General features: G+C 59.4%; 16 protein-coding genes. All 16 read right to left on the reverse strand.

Annotation, left to right across the window (positions count from 1 at the left end; genetic code table 11):
* Window positions 1–2 precede the first annotated feature (2 nt).
* Window positions 3–1,247: a DNA circularization protein gene (locus tag GGI48_RS08550; protein WP_179597852.1), complete on the reverse strand. Its 1,245-nt coding sequence runs from the start codon at window positions 1,245–1,247 to the stop codon at window positions 3–5.
* Entirely contained in the window at window positions 1,237–2,958 is a 1,722-nt protein-coding gene (locus GGI48_RS08555; protein WP_179597854.1) for a phage tail protein, read from the reverse strand. The genes GGI48_RS08550 and GGI48_RS08555 overlap by 11 nt, the downstream gene beginning before the upstream one ends.
* A gap of 130 nt (window positions 2,959–3,088) precedes the next feature.
* Entirely contained in the window at window positions 3,089–3,385 is a 297-nt protein-coding gene (locus GGI48_RS08560) for a phage tail assembly protein (RefSeq protein ID WP_011059565.1), read from the reverse strand.
* On the reverse strand, window positions 3,382–3,729 hold the full coding sequence (locus tag GGI48_RS08565) for a phage tail tube protein (RefSeq protein WP_016965085.1): 348 nt from the start codon (window positions 3,727–3,729) through the stop codon (window positions 3,382–3,384). The genes GGI48_RS08560 and GGI48_RS08565 overlap by 4 nt, the downstream gene beginning before the upstream one ends.
* Window positions 3,730–3,795: 66 nt before the next feature.
* The gene (locus tag GGI48_RS08570) at window positions 3,796–5,292 is read right to left on the reverse strand and encodes a phage tail sheath subtilisin-like domain-containing protein (protein WP_179597856.1); all 1,497 of its coding nucleotides are present in this window, start codon (window positions 5,290–5,292) and stop codon (window positions 3,796–3,798) included.
* Window positions 5,292–5,474 carry a DUF2635 domain-containing protein gene (locus GGI48_RS08575; RefSeq protein WP_047302105.1) on the reverse strand — a complete coding sequence of 61 codons (183 nt, stop codon included), beginning with the start codon at window positions 5,472–5,474 and terminating at the stop codon, window positions 5,292–5,294. The genes GGI48_RS08570 and GGI48_RS08575 overlap by 1 nt, the downstream gene beginning before the upstream one ends.
* Window positions 5,471–6,055, reverse strand: a complete 585-nt coding sequence (locus tag GGI48_RS08580) for a hypothetical protein (protein ID WP_179597858.1) — start codon at window positions 6,053–6,055, stop codon at window positions 5,471–5,473. Before GGI48_RS08580 ends, GGI48_RS08575 begins: the two co-directional genes overlap by 4 nt.
* Before the next feature lie 76 nt (window positions 6,056–6,131).
* A complete protein-coding gene (locus GGI48_RS08585; RefSeq protein ID WP_179597860.1) occupies window positions 6,132–6,815 on the reverse strand; it encodes a hypothetical protein in 684 nt (227 codons plus the stop codon).
* Complete coding sequence (locus GGI48_RS08590) at window positions 6,815–7,102, reverse strand: hypothetical protein (RefSeq protein WP_128573215.1); 288 nt, start codon at window positions 7,100–7,102, stop codon at window positions 6,815–6,817. Before GGI48_RS08590 ends, GGI48_RS08585 begins: the two co-directional genes overlap by 1 nt.
* Entirely contained in the window at window positions 7,102–10,188 is a 3,087-nt protein-coding gene (locus GGI48_RS08595) for a host specificity protein J (protein WP_016965342.1), read from the reverse strand. The genes GGI48_RS08590 and GGI48_RS08595 overlap by 1 nt, the downstream gene beginning before the upstream one ends.
* Before the next feature lie 60 nt (window positions 10,189–10,248).
* Window positions 10,249–10,857: a tail assembly protein gene (locus GGI48_RS08600; protein WP_016965343.1), complete on the reverse strand. Its 609-nt coding sequence runs from the start codon at window positions 10,855–10,857 to the stop codon at window positions 10,249–10,251.
* Window positions 10,858–10,923: 66 nt separating this feature from the next.
* Window positions 10,924–11,556 (reverse strand): tail assembly protein, encoded by a 633-nt coding sequence (locus GGI48_RS08605; RefSeq protein WP_047302100.1) that lies wholly within the window; start codon window positions 11,554–11,556, stop codon window positions 10,924–10,926.
* Window positions 11,557–11,611: 55 nt separating this feature from the next.
* Window positions 11,612–12,388: a C40 family peptidase gene (locus tag GGI48_RS08610; RefSeq protein WP_179597862.1), complete on the reverse strand. Its 777-nt coding sequence runs from the start codon at window positions 12,386–12,388 to the stop codon at window positions 11,612–11,614.
* A gap of 2 nt (window positions 12,389–12,390) precedes the next feature.
* Window positions 12,391–13,074 (reverse strand): phage minor tail protein L, encoded by a 684-nt coding sequence (locus GGI48_RS08615; protein ID WP_019093175.1) that lies wholly within the window; start codon window positions 13,072–13,074, stop codon window positions 12,391–12,393.
* Window positions 13,075–13,141: 67 nt separating this feature from the next.
* Window positions 13,142–16,009, reverse strand: a complete 2,868-nt coding sequence (locus GGI48_RS08620) for an RCC1 domain-containing protein (RefSeq protein WP_179597863.1) — start codon at window positions 16,007–16,009, stop codon at window positions 13,142–13,144.
* Window positions 16,006–16,344 carry a phage tail protein gene (locus tag GGI48_RS08625; RefSeq protein ID WP_047302098.1) on the reverse strand — a complete coding sequence of 113 codons (339 nt, stop codon included), beginning with the start codon at window positions 16,342–16,344 and terminating at the stop codon, window positions 16,006–16,008. Before GGI48_RS08625 ends, GGI48_RS08620 begins: the two co-directional genes overlap by 4 nt.
* Window positions 16,345–16,356: the final 12 nt, after the last annotated feature.

Here is a 16,356-nt window from a genome sequence, read left to right on the forward strand (position 1 = left end):
GGTCACTCCCGAGCGATTTGCAGGTCGGCCGGCGGCAGGAAGCCCGGATGGGCCACCCGGTTGCGCTGCACCACTTCGCCAACCCGCGTCGCATCGGCGAACCGCTGATAGGCCAGCACCAGCGCCGGCATACTGCTTTTGGGGCTGAGGCTGACCAGTCGCACCCCAGAAGAAGCCACAGCATTGAGGTGCCCCTGCAGTTGCTGGCGCAGGCTGTTGAGCGCCTGGTAATGCATCGGGTCGGCCTTGAGCGCGGCCTGCCAGATCAGCTCATTGAGCTGGTCGCGCAGGGCCAGCACATCGTCGGCCACCGGCACCTCCAGGCGCTGCACCGGCCGGCTGGCCTGCTGTGCCAGGGGCGGCGTGTTCTTGAGCTTCACCACGGGCGTGGCCACCGGCAACGCCGACACCAGCCGGGCGATCTGCACCAGCAGCGCATCCTGCACCAGGTTGGCCACCGCCTCGGCCGCCGCCGTGGTGTCCTTGCCGGTGGTCAGCTTCGGCGCATCGATGCGCCGGGCCGCCTCCACCTGCTGGGAAATATCGGCGAGCATCTGCCGATAGCCGGTACGGGCAAAGTCCTTGAGCCCGCGTACATCCTCCAGCAACCCCTTGAACTCCGTGCTCAGCTCCTTGGGTATTTCCTTGACCGCCTTGACCAGGGTGTTGAGGTCGCCATAGAACTCGATCAACGGCTTGAACTCGTGCTCGATGACCGCATACACCTCGGTCAGCCCTTTGCGCAGCGTATCCACGCCGATCCGCGCCTGCTTGATCAGATTGGTGGCGAACTCGAAGCGCAGCACCGCCGAGCCCAGCAAGGTATCGCTGGCCACCAGCACCTGCTGCTGGGTGTTGACCACCGCCGACGGAAAGCGCAACGGCTGGTCCGGATAGAACTTCAGGCTGAAAGTCACCAGGCCGCCGTCCTGGCGACTCTGGGTCATCTCGCATTCGCCGACCTTGACCTGCATTCGCCCGAGCCAAGGGTGCACCAGCTCGCCGCTGCCCTCCTCCAGGGCCTTGAGCAGCCTGTCGCGCTGCTCCAGGCAATCGGCACCGACGATAAAGGCCGTCAGGTCATGGATCTTCGCCTGCTGGCCAAGGCCCTCGAAAAACGGCTGGTCGCGCTGTGGGTACTCGTGCAACTGGCCTTTCTGGCCCACCGGGGTTTTCGCCTGATCGACCCAGAACGGCACGCCGCGAAAGGATGCGGGCAACAAACGATCACGCCAGTTATCCGCCATGGGAACCTCCTAGGGAAAGTGAGCGATAGCCCAGGGTCGAAGCCACGTTCAGGCCGGGTTGATTGGTCTTGGCCTGTTCGGCGCGCAGGCCTGCCGGGGCGTTTTCGAAACGCACGGTCAATCCGCCTTCGAGTTGCGTGCGGTTGTTCGCGGCGTTCTGCTGGATCAGGGCACTGGAACTCTGGGTCAGCGAGCTGCCCTGGGTTGCGGCAAAGGGTGATGCCAGCCCACCCTTACCCTCGGCGTTAATCTGCTTTTGCGCCTCGGTAAAGCCTTCCACCTTGCCGGTGACCGTGGCGATCAGCCCTCCGAAACCGCCTTCGAACAGCTCCTTGATCGGAACCATCAGTGCTTGAAGCTTGCTCCACAGCTCGGAAAACCAATCGGCGATAGGGGCCCAATTGGTCATGATCAGCTCCATCGGCGACCAGTCGAACAGGACCTCAATGGCCTTCCTGATCGAGTCGATACCCGGTTGCAACTCGGCCCAGATCGAACTGAAAAAGCCCGTAACCGCGCCCCAGTTGTTGTAAAGAATCACCAGCGGAGAGAAGTCGAATAGCGTTTGCAGGACCTTCTTGATCGCATCGATACCCGGTTGCAGCGCCGCCCAGATCGAGCTGAAGAAGCTGCTGACAGCCCCCCAGTTGTTGTAAAGCAACACGGAAGGAGAAAAGTCGAACAGCGTCTGGAACACCGTTTTGATCGCCTGGATGCCCGTTTGCAACGCTCCCCAGATCGACGCGAAGAAGCCGGTGACCGCGCCCCAGCTCTTGGTGATCATGTCCATCGGCACCCAGTCGAACAGGCCTTTTAGAAAGGCCATTGCCGGTACCGTCAAAGCCTTGAGCAACGCCCAGATCGACGCAAAAAGCCCCGTCAACCCAGCCCAGTTATCGATAATCAGCCCCAGAGGCGACCAGGAGAACACCTCTTTGAAGAAGTCGACGACCGAGGCCGTCATCGCCTTGATGCTGTCCCAGAGCCCGGCAAAGAACGCCGTGATCGCCCCCCAGTTGCCGATCAGCATGCCCAAGGGCGTCCAGCTGAACAGGGTTTTCAGTCCTTCCAGCGCCTGCGCCGCAAGATTCTTTACGCCCTCCCAGAGGCTGACGAAAAAGGCCGAGATCGGCGTCCAGTTGGCAATGATCACCCCGGCCGCCAGGGCGATACCCATGGCAATCAGCATCAGCGGGTTGGCCTTGGCCACCGTGCCCATCAGGTCGAGCACCTGGGTCGCACCGGTCACGGCGGTTTGCATCGCCGAGAAGGCAATGGCGCCCATCGCCAGCCCCTCAACCAGCTTGGGGTTGTCGTCGAGCAATGTCCCCACGCTGTTGAGCATGGGCTCCAGACCGACCACCAGCGCCCCCACCGCCGGTGCCAGCGCGGCATCAATGGCCGAGGACACCTTGGCCATGGACTGACTGAATACATTCATGCCTTTGGCCGCATCGGCCGATGCGCTGGAGTCGCCGACTTCGGCCAGCTTGCCCTTGAACGCGTCGCAGGCCTTGATCCCATCGAGAAACGGGGTGATCAGGCTGCCGCCCTTGAACAGACCACTGATATCCAGCTTGCCCAGCCCGGTCTGCTCAAGGTTTTTCTTGAAAGAGTCGACCTTGCCTTGAAGGGCGACGAGTTTGGGTGACAGTTGGTCGATGCCGGTCAACAGCACCGACTTCTTCTCTACGGTTTGTGTGTCTGCCATCACTGCACCTGCTGCATCGCATTGATCCGTTGCGCGTGCTCCAGGGATTCCCGGAGCACATCCAGTGGCCTGGCCATCATCTGTTCGGGGTCGACCTTCCAGAACCAGGCCAGGTCATAGGCGACAGCGATCAGGTCGGCGATGGCTGCGATGCCGCACTCATGAAAAAACTCGCCACCGCCCAGCTCAAGGCGTTGAGGTCCACCAGGTCCAGCTGGTTCACCGAGGACGGTGGAATACCGGCGCAGACCGCGATGTATTTGGCCGCGACGTCCATGTCGAGGCTGACTTCTTCGCTCTTGTCGATCTTGTACGGCAGCGCCTTGATCGCCCGCACTTCCTGCACCGTCGGGCGGCGCAGGCTGAGTTCGGCCAGCGGCTCGCCGTGGGCCTCGATCGGCACTTGCAGCTTCACCGTGTTGCTCATTGCCAGGTCCCCTTCTGCCCTTCGAAGTTCAGTTCGATGCTGGCGTCGTCACCCTTGGCAATAGGCTCGTCCACCAGGTAGGCGCCGGCCAGCACGTAGACCTTGCCGTTGGCGAATTCGCAGGTGACGGTCATGTCGGAGCCGGCAATCAGCTGCTTCAGCGGAAAGTCCGGGGTGTGCAGCGCGGTGACTTTGAACGACGGGGTGAGGTCGGTTTCCTTGTAGAAACCCGGAACCACGGTTTCCCGCTTGACGGCCATCAGCGGTGCTTCGCAGCCGCCGCTGATGGTCAGTTGAGCGCCGTCCACTTTGACGTAGCAGGTGCCCGCAATCAGTTGACCCATGATGTTTCTCCCAAAAAATAAGCCCGCTCAAGGCGGGCTGAAAAAGCGCAGTGAGGCAGGTCCGGCTCAGGCCGCGGCGTCGTACTGCAGGCGGAATTGGTTGAGCAACGCGAACACCCGCAGGCCGTTGATGTAGTCCGGCGGGAACAGCACGTTGACCCGGCTCGGATCCTGCACGTCGCGCTCGACGATCAGGTGCTCGGCGAACAGCTCGGCGTTCTCCACATGGCCTTCCAGCTCCAGCTTGGCGTACTGGGCGATCAGTTCGCCGCGAATGGTGCTCGGGGTGACGATCGGCTGGCCGGCGCCGAAGCGGGTGCCGTCAGAGGCCAGCTTGTGGCGCCCGTACTTGCTGGTGATCACGCTTTGCAGCCGGCGCACGATGAACGCCGACTGGTGCATGGTTTCGCTGTCCAGGTAGGAGTTGTCGGCCTGACCGTAGGCGTTCTTCTGGTAGGTGGTGATCGCCCGCTGAATGCGCATGTAGCCGCCTTCGTAGTAGGCGGTGGCGATGCCGTAGCTGAGCAGCGACTGGCGCTCGGTCAGGGTAAAGCGCTCGCTGGCCGGCGCCGGATCAATCCCCGGCAGGCTACCGCTCTGGGTCGGACGACTGGCATCGGCGGAGATGAACACCGAGGTCCGCGCCGCCAGCGCTGCCGCCTGGACCCACACCGGCTGAGGCACGCCGGTTTCCAGGGCCTGGATGGTGATGTGCTGGTCGTTGCGCGCCTGACCGGCCGCCACCAGGGTGCCGACGGTGCCGCGCTTGGCGCTGTAGACATGGCCGAACAGCTGCTTGGCCCAGGACCAGCGGCCGGTGTTGTCGTCCATCACCGCTTGCCAGGCATTGAGGCTGGCGGTGTCGGTCCAGGGCATGCAGATGAACTCGAACGGCTCGTCGCCCAGGGCCGCCAGGGCCGCGACCTGATCCGGCACGCCAGTGCCGCCGGCCATCTTGCCCAGCACCAGGGTCAGGCCGGCCGGGGTTTCTTCGCCATTGCTCTTGCCCAGGCGATTGAGTTGCAGGCTGATGTCGTTGCCGCTGTCGCCGGTCCACTTGGCGCTCAGGGTCACCGTGCCGTCGACCGCAGCCGCAGTCACCGGCAGGTCCACCGTCGCGTTGATCTTCAGCGCCAGGGCGCTGGCGGCCTGGGCGGCGCTGGCGCCACTGACGATGGAGGCCTGCACCCGCACCCCGCCGACGTACAGATTGAGCAGGCCGGCGGCGCTGGCGCTACCGGTGAGTTTCAGCTCGGCCTTGGCCACGCTGCCTTCGGTGCTGTGCAGCGGCAGGCACCAGATCTCGCCCACCGGGTCGGTCTTGCGCCAGGTTTCATACATCGAAGCGAGCATCGAACCTTGCCCGCCGATGCTCTTGGCCAGGGCCACGCTGGACACCAACACCAGCTTGCCGAGGTCATCGCCGGTCTGGTTGTCATTGACCTGGGCGACGATCAGACGGCGCATGGCCGAAGACGCGCTATTGGCCGCCGAGTTGTCCATCTCGGCGTAGAACAGCGGAACACGGAGGTCCGCCGGGATATTGCTGAAACCGATCGCCATTATTTGGCTCCTTGAGATTTCGCCGCTTTCACGGCTTTGCTAGTGATATCGCCATCGGCCAGACGCCGGCGCCACCAGGCGTTGTCCGGCACTTCACGGCCGGAGGCGGGCAGCAGATCGCCTGCTTCCGGGTCCGGTACGGCGCGGCCAGCGACCGGCAGCACGGTGATGCGTTTGCTCATTGCTTCAGCTCTCCTGAAAAAGTCAGCTCCAGGCGCCCATCGGGGCCCGGTTTCTTCAAATTGGGGTCCGCCGGATCGATGGCATCGACCCGCACCGTGACCCCGGTCAAGGACGGCAAGCCGTCGAGTTCACGCTCATGCCAGGTTTCCGCCGGCTGGCTGGGCAAGTTGCGGCCCAGCTGGAACTCGGCGAAGAAGCGCAGGCGGTAGAGCAAGCGGGTGGCGTCGAGCGACACCAGCTCGCCACCGTCGTATTGGATCGGGTTGTACTCGGCACCGGGCTTGAAGCCGACCAGGGCGCGCCAGAGTTCGGCGCGCAGGTCGTGCATCAGATCCAGCGCTCTTGTGGCGTCGGTCGCGTCAAGCACCAGAAGCACTTCGAAGCCATCGCGAATGATTTGACGGCTAACGTTCTGCGCCGCACTGCGAATCGCTGCATCGGTCAGGGGGGCGATGTACGCCGCGGGGAGCTGCAGCGAGGTATCGACCTCGAGGGATGACAGGTCGATGCCGACAGCAATGCGGTTGGTAAGGTTGGGACAGTGAGTGCGGAGCTGAGTGGAGATGGGGATGATTTTCATGGGGCCTCCGGGCAACAAAAAGCCCGCGGGAGGCGGGCTAAATGAGAAGTTGAATAGATCAAGAGGAATCAATGATTCAAAGACCCGTTACATCAGCAACCAACATCCGCTGTGGTAAACCGCCGTTTGGATACTTCTGGACACTCTGCTTTGCCCAGGGATGAGTCCAAAACAACGTGCCCACCATTGCCGAACTATAAACGCCAGCCGGGGATAAACAGGCCATACGCTGAAATTCATAACTTGCGTTATAAGGACGCCCCAAAGGGCGAACCAATTGAAAGAAACAATGACCATTTGCTAACGTCGCGGCGTAGGTGCGTCCCAACTGATTAAATGATGTCTGCATTGAATACCCGTTCTGACTTGGAGCATTGCCATCAATAAAAACACCCGCGAGATTAAGAAACGGAGTTGAGGTCGAGAACTTTAAACTGCCGTCTTCCCCCATAACTTCCAACCCCTGCCCAGATGATGTCCGAACAGGACCGAACGAATAGCACTCAACCGCATACCCTGGAGCGCTCCCCCACAGAGCACCTCTATTTTCAACAACTGGAATTGCAGAGCGATAAAACCTTAACGTGGCTCCGTCGTTTGGAAGTGACGCGCACCCAATATTGTTAACCCCTCCAAACCCACTCCCTAAAATGCTGTAAGCCGAGAGATGCAGCGTGCTTTTCCCATAAAAAACCAGATTAGGATAATCACTTCCGGCGATCTTAAAACCCTGCTCATTAAAAGCCTCGAACCCGATCATCAGTAAGACACCACAATCAACATAGCAGCACCTGAAAATGCGCCAAAATAATAACTATCGGCGACTCCCCAACTAATAGTCCTCCCAGCCTTGGAAACACTTACTACTGCGTTTCCACCCTGAAAAAAAACGAAGTCTAGATCGTTCTCCGAAATATCGTTGTACGTGCGACTGCCTGAATATCCCGCTACCGCCATGACGACAATATCAATTATTCGAGCATAGCGACCTGTCCCATCCATGCATAAAATCCCTTCGGGGCTGTAAACCTCTATACCAGCAGCCATTACCAAATACCCGCTCGTAAACAAATCTTTCCAGAGCTGTAAAATATCTGCAGCGATTGATTATTGATAGAAAGCCGCCCCCCGCCTGCCACCTCGCCATTAAACTCAATACCGCCAGACTTATCCAAGCGCCAGCCTGTCTGCCCAGCGACGTAATTAGTTGATTGTATGTATTCCCCAATCTGAGCGTTCGTAATGGAACCTTTTCTAATAAAGGCACTATCAATAAACACGTTATTATCTTGCACGACAAACGGGTAGAAAACCTCTCCTACATTGGGGTCAACAATTGCAAACCGACTTGCCGCAATTAACACTTGACTGGTAACGACACCTTTATCGTTTTCTACCCCAACCCCAATGCCGGCCAAATAGGGTTTCCCATCAACGGTCATTTGAGTCTTGATGCTATACATTGCCGCCAACTCATCCTTCACGGCTTTTAATTCGATCGCCGAACCACCACCGGTTTCAACCTTCTCCAGCAGTGTCTTGCTTAGCTGCGTTTCACTGATCTTATCCGTGAGGTATTCCAGGATCGGCCCTGCATCGCTGCTCGACTGCCCCATCACCGGTTTCGAGTAGGCGCCCACGTTACCAATACGATCGACCAATCTTGCCCAGAAGAAAAATGAAGTACCTGCTGCCAAGCCCATTACCGTCAAGTCGGTTTGCGGATAGGCATAATCACCAAACTTGGTGGCCGTTGAGAGATCGTTCGTCTTGCTGTACCAAATTTCTGTGCGCTGCAGATCTGCCGTACTGAGTTGCTCTGGAATAGACCATTTCACTTTGATCGCAAACACCAACGATTGCGCCGTCAAAGAAGCGACAGCCGGGGGCGGAGTCGTTTTTCCATTCAATACAGTTTCTGCTGAGGTCGAAAAAACCGATCCGATATCCAGCGCGTTGATCGCCCGGACCTTGGCCACATAACGCCCAGCGTAGATACCCGAGACCTCTATCGAGTTACTCCCCGTACGTCCGGCGAATACCCACTCGCCGTCGTTCTTGCGCCAATAAGCCTCAAAGGCAACAGCATTGCTCGGTCGCACCCAATCTATGGTCATGACATTGACCGCACTGCCTTGATCGACAAAGTGGTCATTACTGACCCGGACAGCTTCTGGTGGCGCCTGCACACTTGGCGAAATCACCGTCACCGGCGGCCGTTCAATCCGCGCACCGTTATCAATCGCTTCAAACTTGCTAGCGACATGCTTGACTGCACTGATGCTGTACTTGATGGCGTCATCGCTGAAGTCTTCAGCCACTGACAGCACACGAAACTGCTGAACGGCCAAGGTCGAGGAGTCGATCGCCCACATCGAATGCACTGGCGGCAGCTCATCCAGATCCGCGTCCAATACCACACGCTGAACTTCAGCTGGGAACCCAGTGGTATCAAGGGTGATGTCACCGTTGTCCCAGGTAATTCCCGTGCTGTCCCAGGTCAGTGGATAGCCCACCGACTTGATCACCCGCGAGATGGCCTTGCCGGTGGGCATGATCAGGGTGACGGTGTCCCCCGGATAGGCTTTCACATCGGCGTCGAGCACCAGGGTATCCAGGGTCGCGGAACGCAGTCGGCCGCCAATCCGGCGCCCTGCCCTGTCGTTGTCCGCCACCCGGATGATCTGCCCAGGGCGTGCGAGGGTGCCATCCAGGCCCACGGCGAAACTCACGCTTTCGGTTTCCAGGCGGTTGGTCAGCAGCGCCCATTTACCAATGCGCTGGGCCTGGGCCTGGGAGGTGCAGCCGGTAGCGGTGATTTCGGTCTGCTGCACGCCGTAGCGGGCAATGCCTTCCGGGTCATCGACGTACTGGACCTTCTGCCGGTAAAAATCCGCCGGGTCGTTCCAGCTGACCAACGCTACGCTGTAGCGGGTCTTTTTCGCCGAGCCACCGTAGACGAACTTGCCGTCGACCACGTTGGCATTGCTGTAGGTGTACACCGGGTCTTCCGGCATATCGGCAACAGCCATCACCGAACCGGCGCCCCAATAGGCCATGCCGCGGAAAGTGGTCGCCAGGTCCTGCAGCACTTTCAGGGCGTCGGCGCGAACGGACAGGTAGAGGTTGCAAGTGAAGCGTGGTTCGGTGCCGCCCTTGCCGTCGGAAACCGGCTGGTCGCAGTACTGGCCGATACGGTACAGCTCCCACTTGTCCACCTGGGCGGCGTTGAGCAGATGCCCCAGGCCATAGCGCTGGTGCAGCAGCAGGTCGTAGTAGATCCAGGCGGGGTTGTCGGTCCAGGCCGACTTGAAGGTGCCATCCCAGACGCCGCTGTATATCCGGGTCAGCGGGTCATAGTTGCTGGGTACGCGGATGATCCGCCCCTGCAGTTCGAAGGAACGGGTGGGGATCGACTGGAACTGCGAGGCATCGAATTGCAGGCCGATGATCGCCGACCCGGGGTAGCGCAACTTGGCGTCGATCACATCGGTGATGGACTCGACACTGGTGGTATCGGCGATCGCTCCGCTGGTGGAGTTCGGTGTCAGGCGACGTACACGAACCGTCCAGCCAGCAGTAGCGGCAGGCAGATCGACGCGATGGGAGCGCTCGTACTTGCTCGAGGTCTTGCCACTGAAGGCTGCTTGCAGCACTTCCACGAAGGCACCGCCATCGGTGGAAAGGTCGATGGCATAGCGCACCGTATAACCGTTGGTGTCGCCATTGCTGGTGTTGGTCTGTGCCAGCCGCGAGACCGCCAGGCGAATGCGCACGGCCGACAGTTGCAGGTTGGTGATGGCCTTGCTCCAGGGCTGGTCACTGCGCAACTCCACCGCCACCGAAGATTCGTTTTCCACCGCCGGGAATCCCGGGATGTAGGTCTGGTCCTGGCTGCCATTGCGAGTCTCGAGGGTAACCCCGGAGAAGTTCAGGCTGCCATCGGCGTTGGCCAGGGGCGTCTCATTGAGAAACACCGAGCGCTTGCCATTCTTCAAGCCCACGATCTCGCCCTCGCTGACGAGATCGAGGATCCGAGCATAAGCCGTGCTTTGCAGGCTGTCTGGCGCCTCCACGGAGGGACGGGGCTTGGAGCCGCCGCCTTTGCTGCCAGCGAGAGTAAGGTCAGTCATGGCTTTCCTTCAGGCGAAATAAGGCCCGCGCAACGGCAGGCAGGTTGAAGACAGGAGGAGTTAAAGTTGATCTTCGGCGTAGATGCCGGAACTGATCACGGCGCTGCCAATGGTCAACTGACCGTAGAGCAGGCCAACCGGGTTGCCCTGGGCGCTGGTGTTGACTGGCCCGTTGAAGCTATAGCTGGCGCGGCTTTCCGGGCTGTCCTGGGCGGCAAGCCCCTTGGGCAAGGGAGCCAGCATTTGCATAACACCGCCCATGGCCATGCTGACTCCCGTCATCATCAGGAACGACGCAGCAGGCCCGGTCAGGAAGCCAAAGGGGTTGTAATAAGCCACGGCCATCAACACCGCGCCCAGAATGGTCTGCAATCCACCAGCACGCTTCGAACCGCTGAGGACCGGGGCGATGCGAATCACTTCTTTGCCCAAAGGCTGATGAATATCAGTCTCGGACAAATTGCGCCGTCCATTGAATACCGCGAATCGCAAGCCTTGGTCCGCGCTCTGCAGCATGTAGCGCTCGAAGCCGGGGAACTGACGGAAGTACCCCATCACCTCCTTGAAGCCCCCCGTAATGGCCACTCGATGCTCACGTCCGAACATCCTTGCCAGGGAGCCGGACAGCAGCACGGTTTGCATCTTTTGTCGTTCTACGGCCAAGCCCATGGGGTTCTCCTGGCAATAAAAAACCCGCCAAGGCGGGCTTCAAGTAAAGGGTGGATCCAGCCGGGTTCAGAGCTGGTCCTGGGCATAGATCCCGGCGCTGATCACCGAACTGCCAACGGTCAACTGACCGTACAGCAACCCCACCGGATTGCCCTGGGCACTGGTATTGACCGCACCATTGAAACTGTAGCTGGCGCGGTTGTCGGGACGGTCCATGGCCCCCAGCCCCTTGAGCTGCGGGGACATCATCTGCATGACCCCGCCCATGGCGAGGGAGATACCCATCTGCGCGGCCATGGTCCAGCCCGTGGTGCCGGTGGTGCCTATCAATGTCGAACTCCCCCCAGCAGCAAACATGCCTCCGGAGAAGTAAGACGCGGCCACCACCAATGCGACCCCGATGATGGTTTGCAATCCACCTGAACGCTTGCTACCGATCAATACCGGAGCGATTCGGATATCACTGGCACCACAGGGGGCATTCAAGCGGTCGTGACCGATGTTGTCGCGGCCAAGAAACAGCGAGTAGGTCAGTCCGCGGTCCTTGGACTCCATCAGGAAAGCCTCGAACCCCGGAATAAGGATGCACAAGGCTCTTACCGCTTCTGAGGCATTGCTGACCGCCAGCCTGTGCACTCGGCCAAAACGTGCGCCCAGAGTGCCGTAGAGACGGATGACGCGGATTTTTTGCTGATTCATCACATCACTCCCAGGAACAGGATCCCTGGTTGAATTCAAGGAAAGACGATGCACTTCAATCCATCGCCACGAGCTGGCGATGTCGCCAGATGCTGACCGTTACCTCATCCCAGTAACCGCCATAGGTATCCCGCTTGCTGTCGCGGCCATAGAGGTGATGCAGGATCGAGCCTGGCGCGGGGAAGTGCTCCGGCTCACTCTTGAGCACGCCGTCGGCCAGATAGATCGCCGCATGATTGGGCACCGGCGAGCGGATCTGCATCAGCACTACGTCGCCTTGGCGCAGGTCATTGACTCGCTCGAACCCGGCCTCGGGCAAGTGCTCCAGATAGAGGTTGCCGCCCTTGTCCCACCAACCGTCTTCACGCTGGTAGCTACCCAACTCGATACCCAGTTCACGACGGTAGTAGTCGAGGATGATGCTCAGGCAATCGTGGATACCGTGGGCAAAGGCTCGGCCGATCAACGGCGCTTGATACCCCGTGGGCAGCAGACTCGCCCAGTCGCCCTTGCGCAAGGTGCCGTCATCGTCCTTGCGCACTTCCAGGATGTGCCAGGGCAAGCCCGATGCCTCGCAGGCCACCCGATCCGCCTCGCTGGGAGCCGGCGGATAATCCGGGTGGCTGTGGATCACCGCCAGCACCTCGCCGCGCTCTTCCGCCGCCGCGTAATCCTCGGGGGCCAGGCGAAAATGTTCGCTGGGCGTGACAGCGGTGTTGCGACAGGGCACATAGACCCGCTTGCGCCCCTCGCGGATCAGCAGCCCGCAACACTCTTTGGGGTACTCGGCCAGCGCGTGGCGCTCGATGGCGGCCCGATTTGCCTTGTTCATGCTCAGCTCCGTAGCAGCCCTGCCGCTGGAAATGAACCGAAGGGCAGCGGGTTGTTTTCACCGAAACGCAGCTTGCAGCTGCTCAACCGACCACCGCATTTATCCTTGGCCGCATCGGTGACGATCACATCGTTGAGATCCGCCACCGGGCCACCGTTGTAGCCGCAATAAGGCCCGCGATAGCCTCCACAACTGAGCCACCAGCAGACGTTGGCAACGATCTGCCGTCGTGGCAGTTGCACGCCGTTGAAGTCCAGGGCGCTGGCCAGTTCGAACTTCACCACTTCGTTGTCTTCGCTAGACTTACGCTCGACATACCAGATGTCTGGCGGCAACTCTTCTTCGGGGTCGGCTTCAGGCTGGCCATCCAGGTACTTGCCAAGGGTCCGGTGACGAATCAGCCGGGCCCCGACCAGGTCCTCGAAATACAGCACCAGGGCGGTGATGAAACCGCCGACGTTGCCAACCGACAACGTCGGAGTCGGCTGCGCGCCCTTGCCGGTCATTTCAAATCCCTCGGCCTGAATCGGCCAGGGTGAGTACTCAAGCCCCTGCCAGAAGATCGACGACTGCTGGGGGTAACCGTGAAAGCGATAAAGCTCGGCGCCGAGGCTGGTGGCGTCGAGCTCAAAAAGCTCCACCCACGCGCCTGGCTCCAGGGTCTGGATATCGGCCGTGATCGGCATGGTGATTCCTCGGGCAAAAATAAACCCGCACAGGGCGGGCAGGGGGTAACTCGCAGTGGTTTAGCGGTTAAAGCATCCAGTTAGGTTTCATTTGCAAAGGAACCAGGCAATCAACTGCAGAGCTCGAGAGGTAAACACCGTATTGGCCCTGGTGTCCCCAGCCATAGATCATGCCTTCGCTGTCCATCGCATAGGTAACCGTGGCGCCAGCACCTGCGTGACTCGTGCCCAGGAACCCAATGGTTTCGATAGAAACCGGTTTGCCACTATTGCCCAGTTTTGGCAGTGCCACCAAAACAGGAGTAGCGATAGTTCCGACGACACCTCGTCCACCTTCACCGTAACCATTGACACCCATGTGATAGATGTTGCCCGCGGCAGTTCGGATGTACATCGGGAAACAGTAACCATAGTAGGGACGGTCGTAATCATGAGTCATGATCTTGCCGACCTTTCGGTCCGAAGTCGTTCCATCAAACGTCGGGTGCTTGGTCGGCACCAAAAGATTGGTCGCATTGCCAGTCCCCAGTTGTGAGCTGGCGTTATAGCCCCATACCCAAAGTGCACCGTCTGAATCCACACCGTAGCAACTGCCAACACCACCGCCACACACGCTCAGTTGAGAAAAAGCCTGTGAGATTTTGAAGGGAGTCGTCAGGGACGTGGTGTTGCCACTGCCTAGTTGCCCATAGGTATTGAAGCCGCATGTACGCAATGAGTCAGTGAACCACATCACAGTAAACCCACTGGCGTTCGCAGCACTGTCAGCCCAGCCGCTTCCCCCCTTGATATGCAGGAGTTTGGCGATTTCTTCAGGCCCACCCCACGCGGTGGTCACATCGGTGAAAGAAACAACATTGGCTGGAGTCGCAATGCCGGCCTGCCCTTGTCCGTTATAACCAGCAAAGAACAAACGATTATCAGAGGTCTGTACCCACGTGCGCCCATAGTGACTGCCGAGGTTCCACACCGATTTGATCTCACCCCGAGTCGCCACATCCCATACTTTCGTCCAGCTATTTCTCAGCGTGGTATCGCCACTGCCGAGCTGACCGTATCCGTTGTAGCCGGCGGCGTACAAACCATCAGCCTTGCGAATCAAGGCCTTGCCTCCGTCGGCACTGTGACCGGAGTTTGTCTCATGAAAGTAGATATCGAGCACACCATTCGTGGAAAGCGTCGGCAATGGCGCCACCGCCACGCTACCGAGACCCAACTGACCATTGTTGTTATAGCCCCATGCCCACAGTTCTCCGTTACCGAGAAGTGCATAGCCGTTATATCCCACCGCTCCAGCCTTGATAACCGGAGAGGTGCTGGGAATATTTACGCGACTAAAATTGTTCAGGCCATAGAAAGTTGTCGATGCATTAGGTCCGCGACCGGCCTGAAAGTTACCGTACACAGAAGCAGCGCCACACGCTGACCACAACACGCCATTGACGATGGCGTAAACGCTATTGACCAAGCAATTGCTTATCCAAGAGGGCTTAAGCGGATTGATTACATCTTCCAGCTTAGTGACTCGCTGGGTGTTGCTGTCCACCTGAGTGGCCAAAGCGGGAACATTCACTTCACCTGGGGCAGAGGCAGCCGCTGCCGCCATTGTGATCCAGATTACGGTGGCGTTGGCCATACGCGTTTCCGAACCAACTCGCGGGGTACCGTTGGAGCCATCGGATACCGCACCTCCGGTATAAGTAGCCCACCCTGTCGCCGCAACTACGTTACCAACCAGACTGCTCTGAACAGAGTCGCCTCCAAATACAGGGTTTAGACCTGTGGAGTTGGCTCCACCGCCATTCACGGAAGTCCTGTGTTTCATGCTTTGAACTTGATCGGACTGGTGCATCCCGACCATACCCATAGAGTTCAAACCATAACCTCGGTAAGTAACTCCGCCCACTCCAAGCTGGTCATACTTGCCGTTGTCATCCGGCATCCGGAACGTTGTAGAACCATCGCCACTGGAATAGCAGCCACGAAATGCAATGTTGGACTTCCACTGATCATCCGACACTGCCACTGCCTGGACCTTAGCCCACAGCCCCGGCCATACAGCGCGCGACAGGAGTTGCCCGGAGCGTTCGACGAACCCGGCAGGAATAGTCTCTACCGGCAAAGTCCAGGGAATCGTCGCCCCCACCGGCAAACCAGCACCGCTGCTGACTTCCTTGAAGGTCCCATCGCTACATAGGAAGCGGTCTTTATCCGTTTCCAGCTGAGGCGGCGCAGGCACCAGACCCTGAGTACCGGAGGCGGTGGCGGTCGCTCCACCCATGGGGGCACGGTAGTAAGCCGCTGGCTGGCCTGCCAGCTTGTCCGAATCGATAGCCTTCTCGCTCTTGCCGAGTTTGGCGTCGACCTGCCCCTGCAACTTGGCAATGCCTTGCAACAGTGTATCGCTGGCGACGACAGCAGCGTTGACCGACGCTCCCAGGCCCGTCAGCGTCGTCGAACGCACACGCGCCGCTGTGAAGTACTGGTTAGTCGCCCCTTCAGCCACCTGATCCGTTGACCCTGGAGAAGAAGGGATCAACACGAAGGACAAGCCATTCCAGCGATATTGCTTGCTGGGGTTGCCGAGGCTGTCACCATCGTTGACCGCGATATAGATCTTCCCGTTCTCACCCGTCGCTGGAAAACCGGCCAGCGTCGCGAACTCCAGCACGTCACTGGGCAACTGCGACTGCGGTACTGTTCCATTGACCAATTGAGCCACGGTGGCTCCTAGAGCTGATGCCGGAATCGCCGCATCGGCCTTGGCCTTGGCGGCTAGCGCCTGTGCAGCACCCTGCTCGGCTGTGGCCTGTGCTGTTGCTGTACGAGTGTCCAGCTCAGCAAAGTTGTCATTGATGGTCTGCCCCCCCGAACGCAGGTTTTGCCCGGTGCCATCGTTGGGAGCACTGCCAAGGTGGATCGGATCGATAGTCATGGATGAAATGCCTGTTCAAAAGTTGCGCTGAGCGAGTAAATCCCTGCGCCCAACGGCGAGGGCTGGTAGGTCTTGCAGCGGTACAGCCCCTGCTCGCCCAACGGCGGGGTCCAATAGAAAGGCCTGGCGCCTTGATGGGCGTCGATGAAGTTGATGATCGGCTTGATCTTCTTGTCGTCGCCGACAAAGGTCAGCGGCCAGGACTGGGTCTTGTTGTTGATCCCGTCCTGGACAACCTGCTGATAGCCATCACCAAAGCGCGCCGACTTGAGGCGAAACTCGACGCTGCCCACGGGCTCGATCTTGGGTACCCAAGTGAATGTTTCGATAGTCATGTCTTTTCTCCG

This window comes from Pseudomonas protegens (assembly GCF_013407925.2).
Lineage (GTDB): Bacteria > Pseudomonadota > Gammaproteobacteria > Pseudomonadales > Pseudomonadaceae > Aquipseudomonas > Aquipseudomonas fluorescens_AP.

Excerpts from the sequence above, each read along its gene's own strand:
- GGI48_RS08550 (WP_179597852.1), bottom strand. The coding sequence starts at position 1,247 with ATGGCGGATAACTGGCGTGATCGTTTGTTGCCCGCATCCTTTCGCGGC.
- GGI48_RS08555 (WP_179597854.1), bottom strand. The coding sequence starts at position 2,958 with ATGGCAGACACACAAACCGTAGAGAAGAAGTCGGTGCTGTTGACCGGC.
- GGI48_RS08560 (WP_011059565.1), bottom strand. The coding sequence starts at position 3,385 with ATGAGCAACACGGTGAAGCTGCAAGTGCCGATCGAGGCCCACGGCGAG.
- GGI48_RS08565 (WP_016965085.1), bottom strand. The coding sequence starts at position 3,729 with ATGGGTCAACTGATTGCGGGCACCTGCTACGTCAAAGTGGACGGCGCT.
- GGI48_RS08570 (WP_179597856.1), bottom strand. The coding sequence starts at position 5,292 with ATGGCGATCGGTTTCAGCAATATCCCGGCGGACCTCCGTGTTCCGCTG.
- GGI48_RS08575 (WP_047302105.1), bottom strand. The coding sequence starts at position 5,474 with ATGAGCAAACGCATCACCGTGCTGCCGGTCGCTGGCCGCGCCGTACCG.
- GGI48_RS08580 (WP_179597858.1), bottom strand. The coding sequence starts at position 6,055 with ATGAAAATCATCCCCATCTCCACTCAGCTCCGCACTCACTGTCCCAAC.
- GGI48_RS08585 (WP_179597860.1), bottom strand. The coding sequence starts at position 6,815 with ATGATCGGGTTCGAGGCTTTTAATGAGCAGGGTTTTAAGATCGCCGGA.
- GGI48_RS08590 (WP_128573215.1), bottom strand. The coding sequence starts at position 7,102 with ATGGCTGCTGGTATAGAGGTTTACAGCCCCGAAGGGATTTTATGCATG.
- GGI48_RS08595 (WP_016965342.1), bottom strand. The coding sequence starts at position 10,188 with ATGACTGACCTTACTCTCGCTGGCAGCAAAGGCGGCGGCTCCAAGCCC.
- GGI48_RS08600 (WP_016965343.1), bottom strand. The coding sequence starts at position 10,857 with ATGGGCTTGGCCGTAGAACGACAAAAGATGCAAACCGTGCTGCTGTCC.
- GGI48_RS08605 (WP_047302100.1), bottom strand. The coding sequence starts at position 11,556 with ATGAATCAGCAAAAAATCCGCGTCATCCGTCTCTACGGCACTCTGGGC.
- GGI48_RS08610 (WP_179597862.1), bottom strand. The coding sequence starts at position 12,388 with ATGAACAAGGCAAATCGGGCCGCCATCGAGCGCCACGCGCTGGCCGAG.
- GGI48_RS08615 (WP_019093175.1), bottom strand. The coding sequence starts at position 13,074 with ATGCCGATCACGGCCGATATCCAGACCCTGGAGCCAGGCGCGTGGGTG.
- GGI48_RS08620 (WP_179597863.1), bottom strand. The coding sequence starts at position 16,009 with ATGACTATCGATCCGATCCACCTTGGCAGTGCTCCCAACGATGGCACC.
- GGI48_RS08625 (WP_047302098.1), bottom strand. The coding sequence starts at position 16,344 with ATGACTATCGAAACATTCACTTGGGTACCCAAGATCGAGCCCGTGGGC.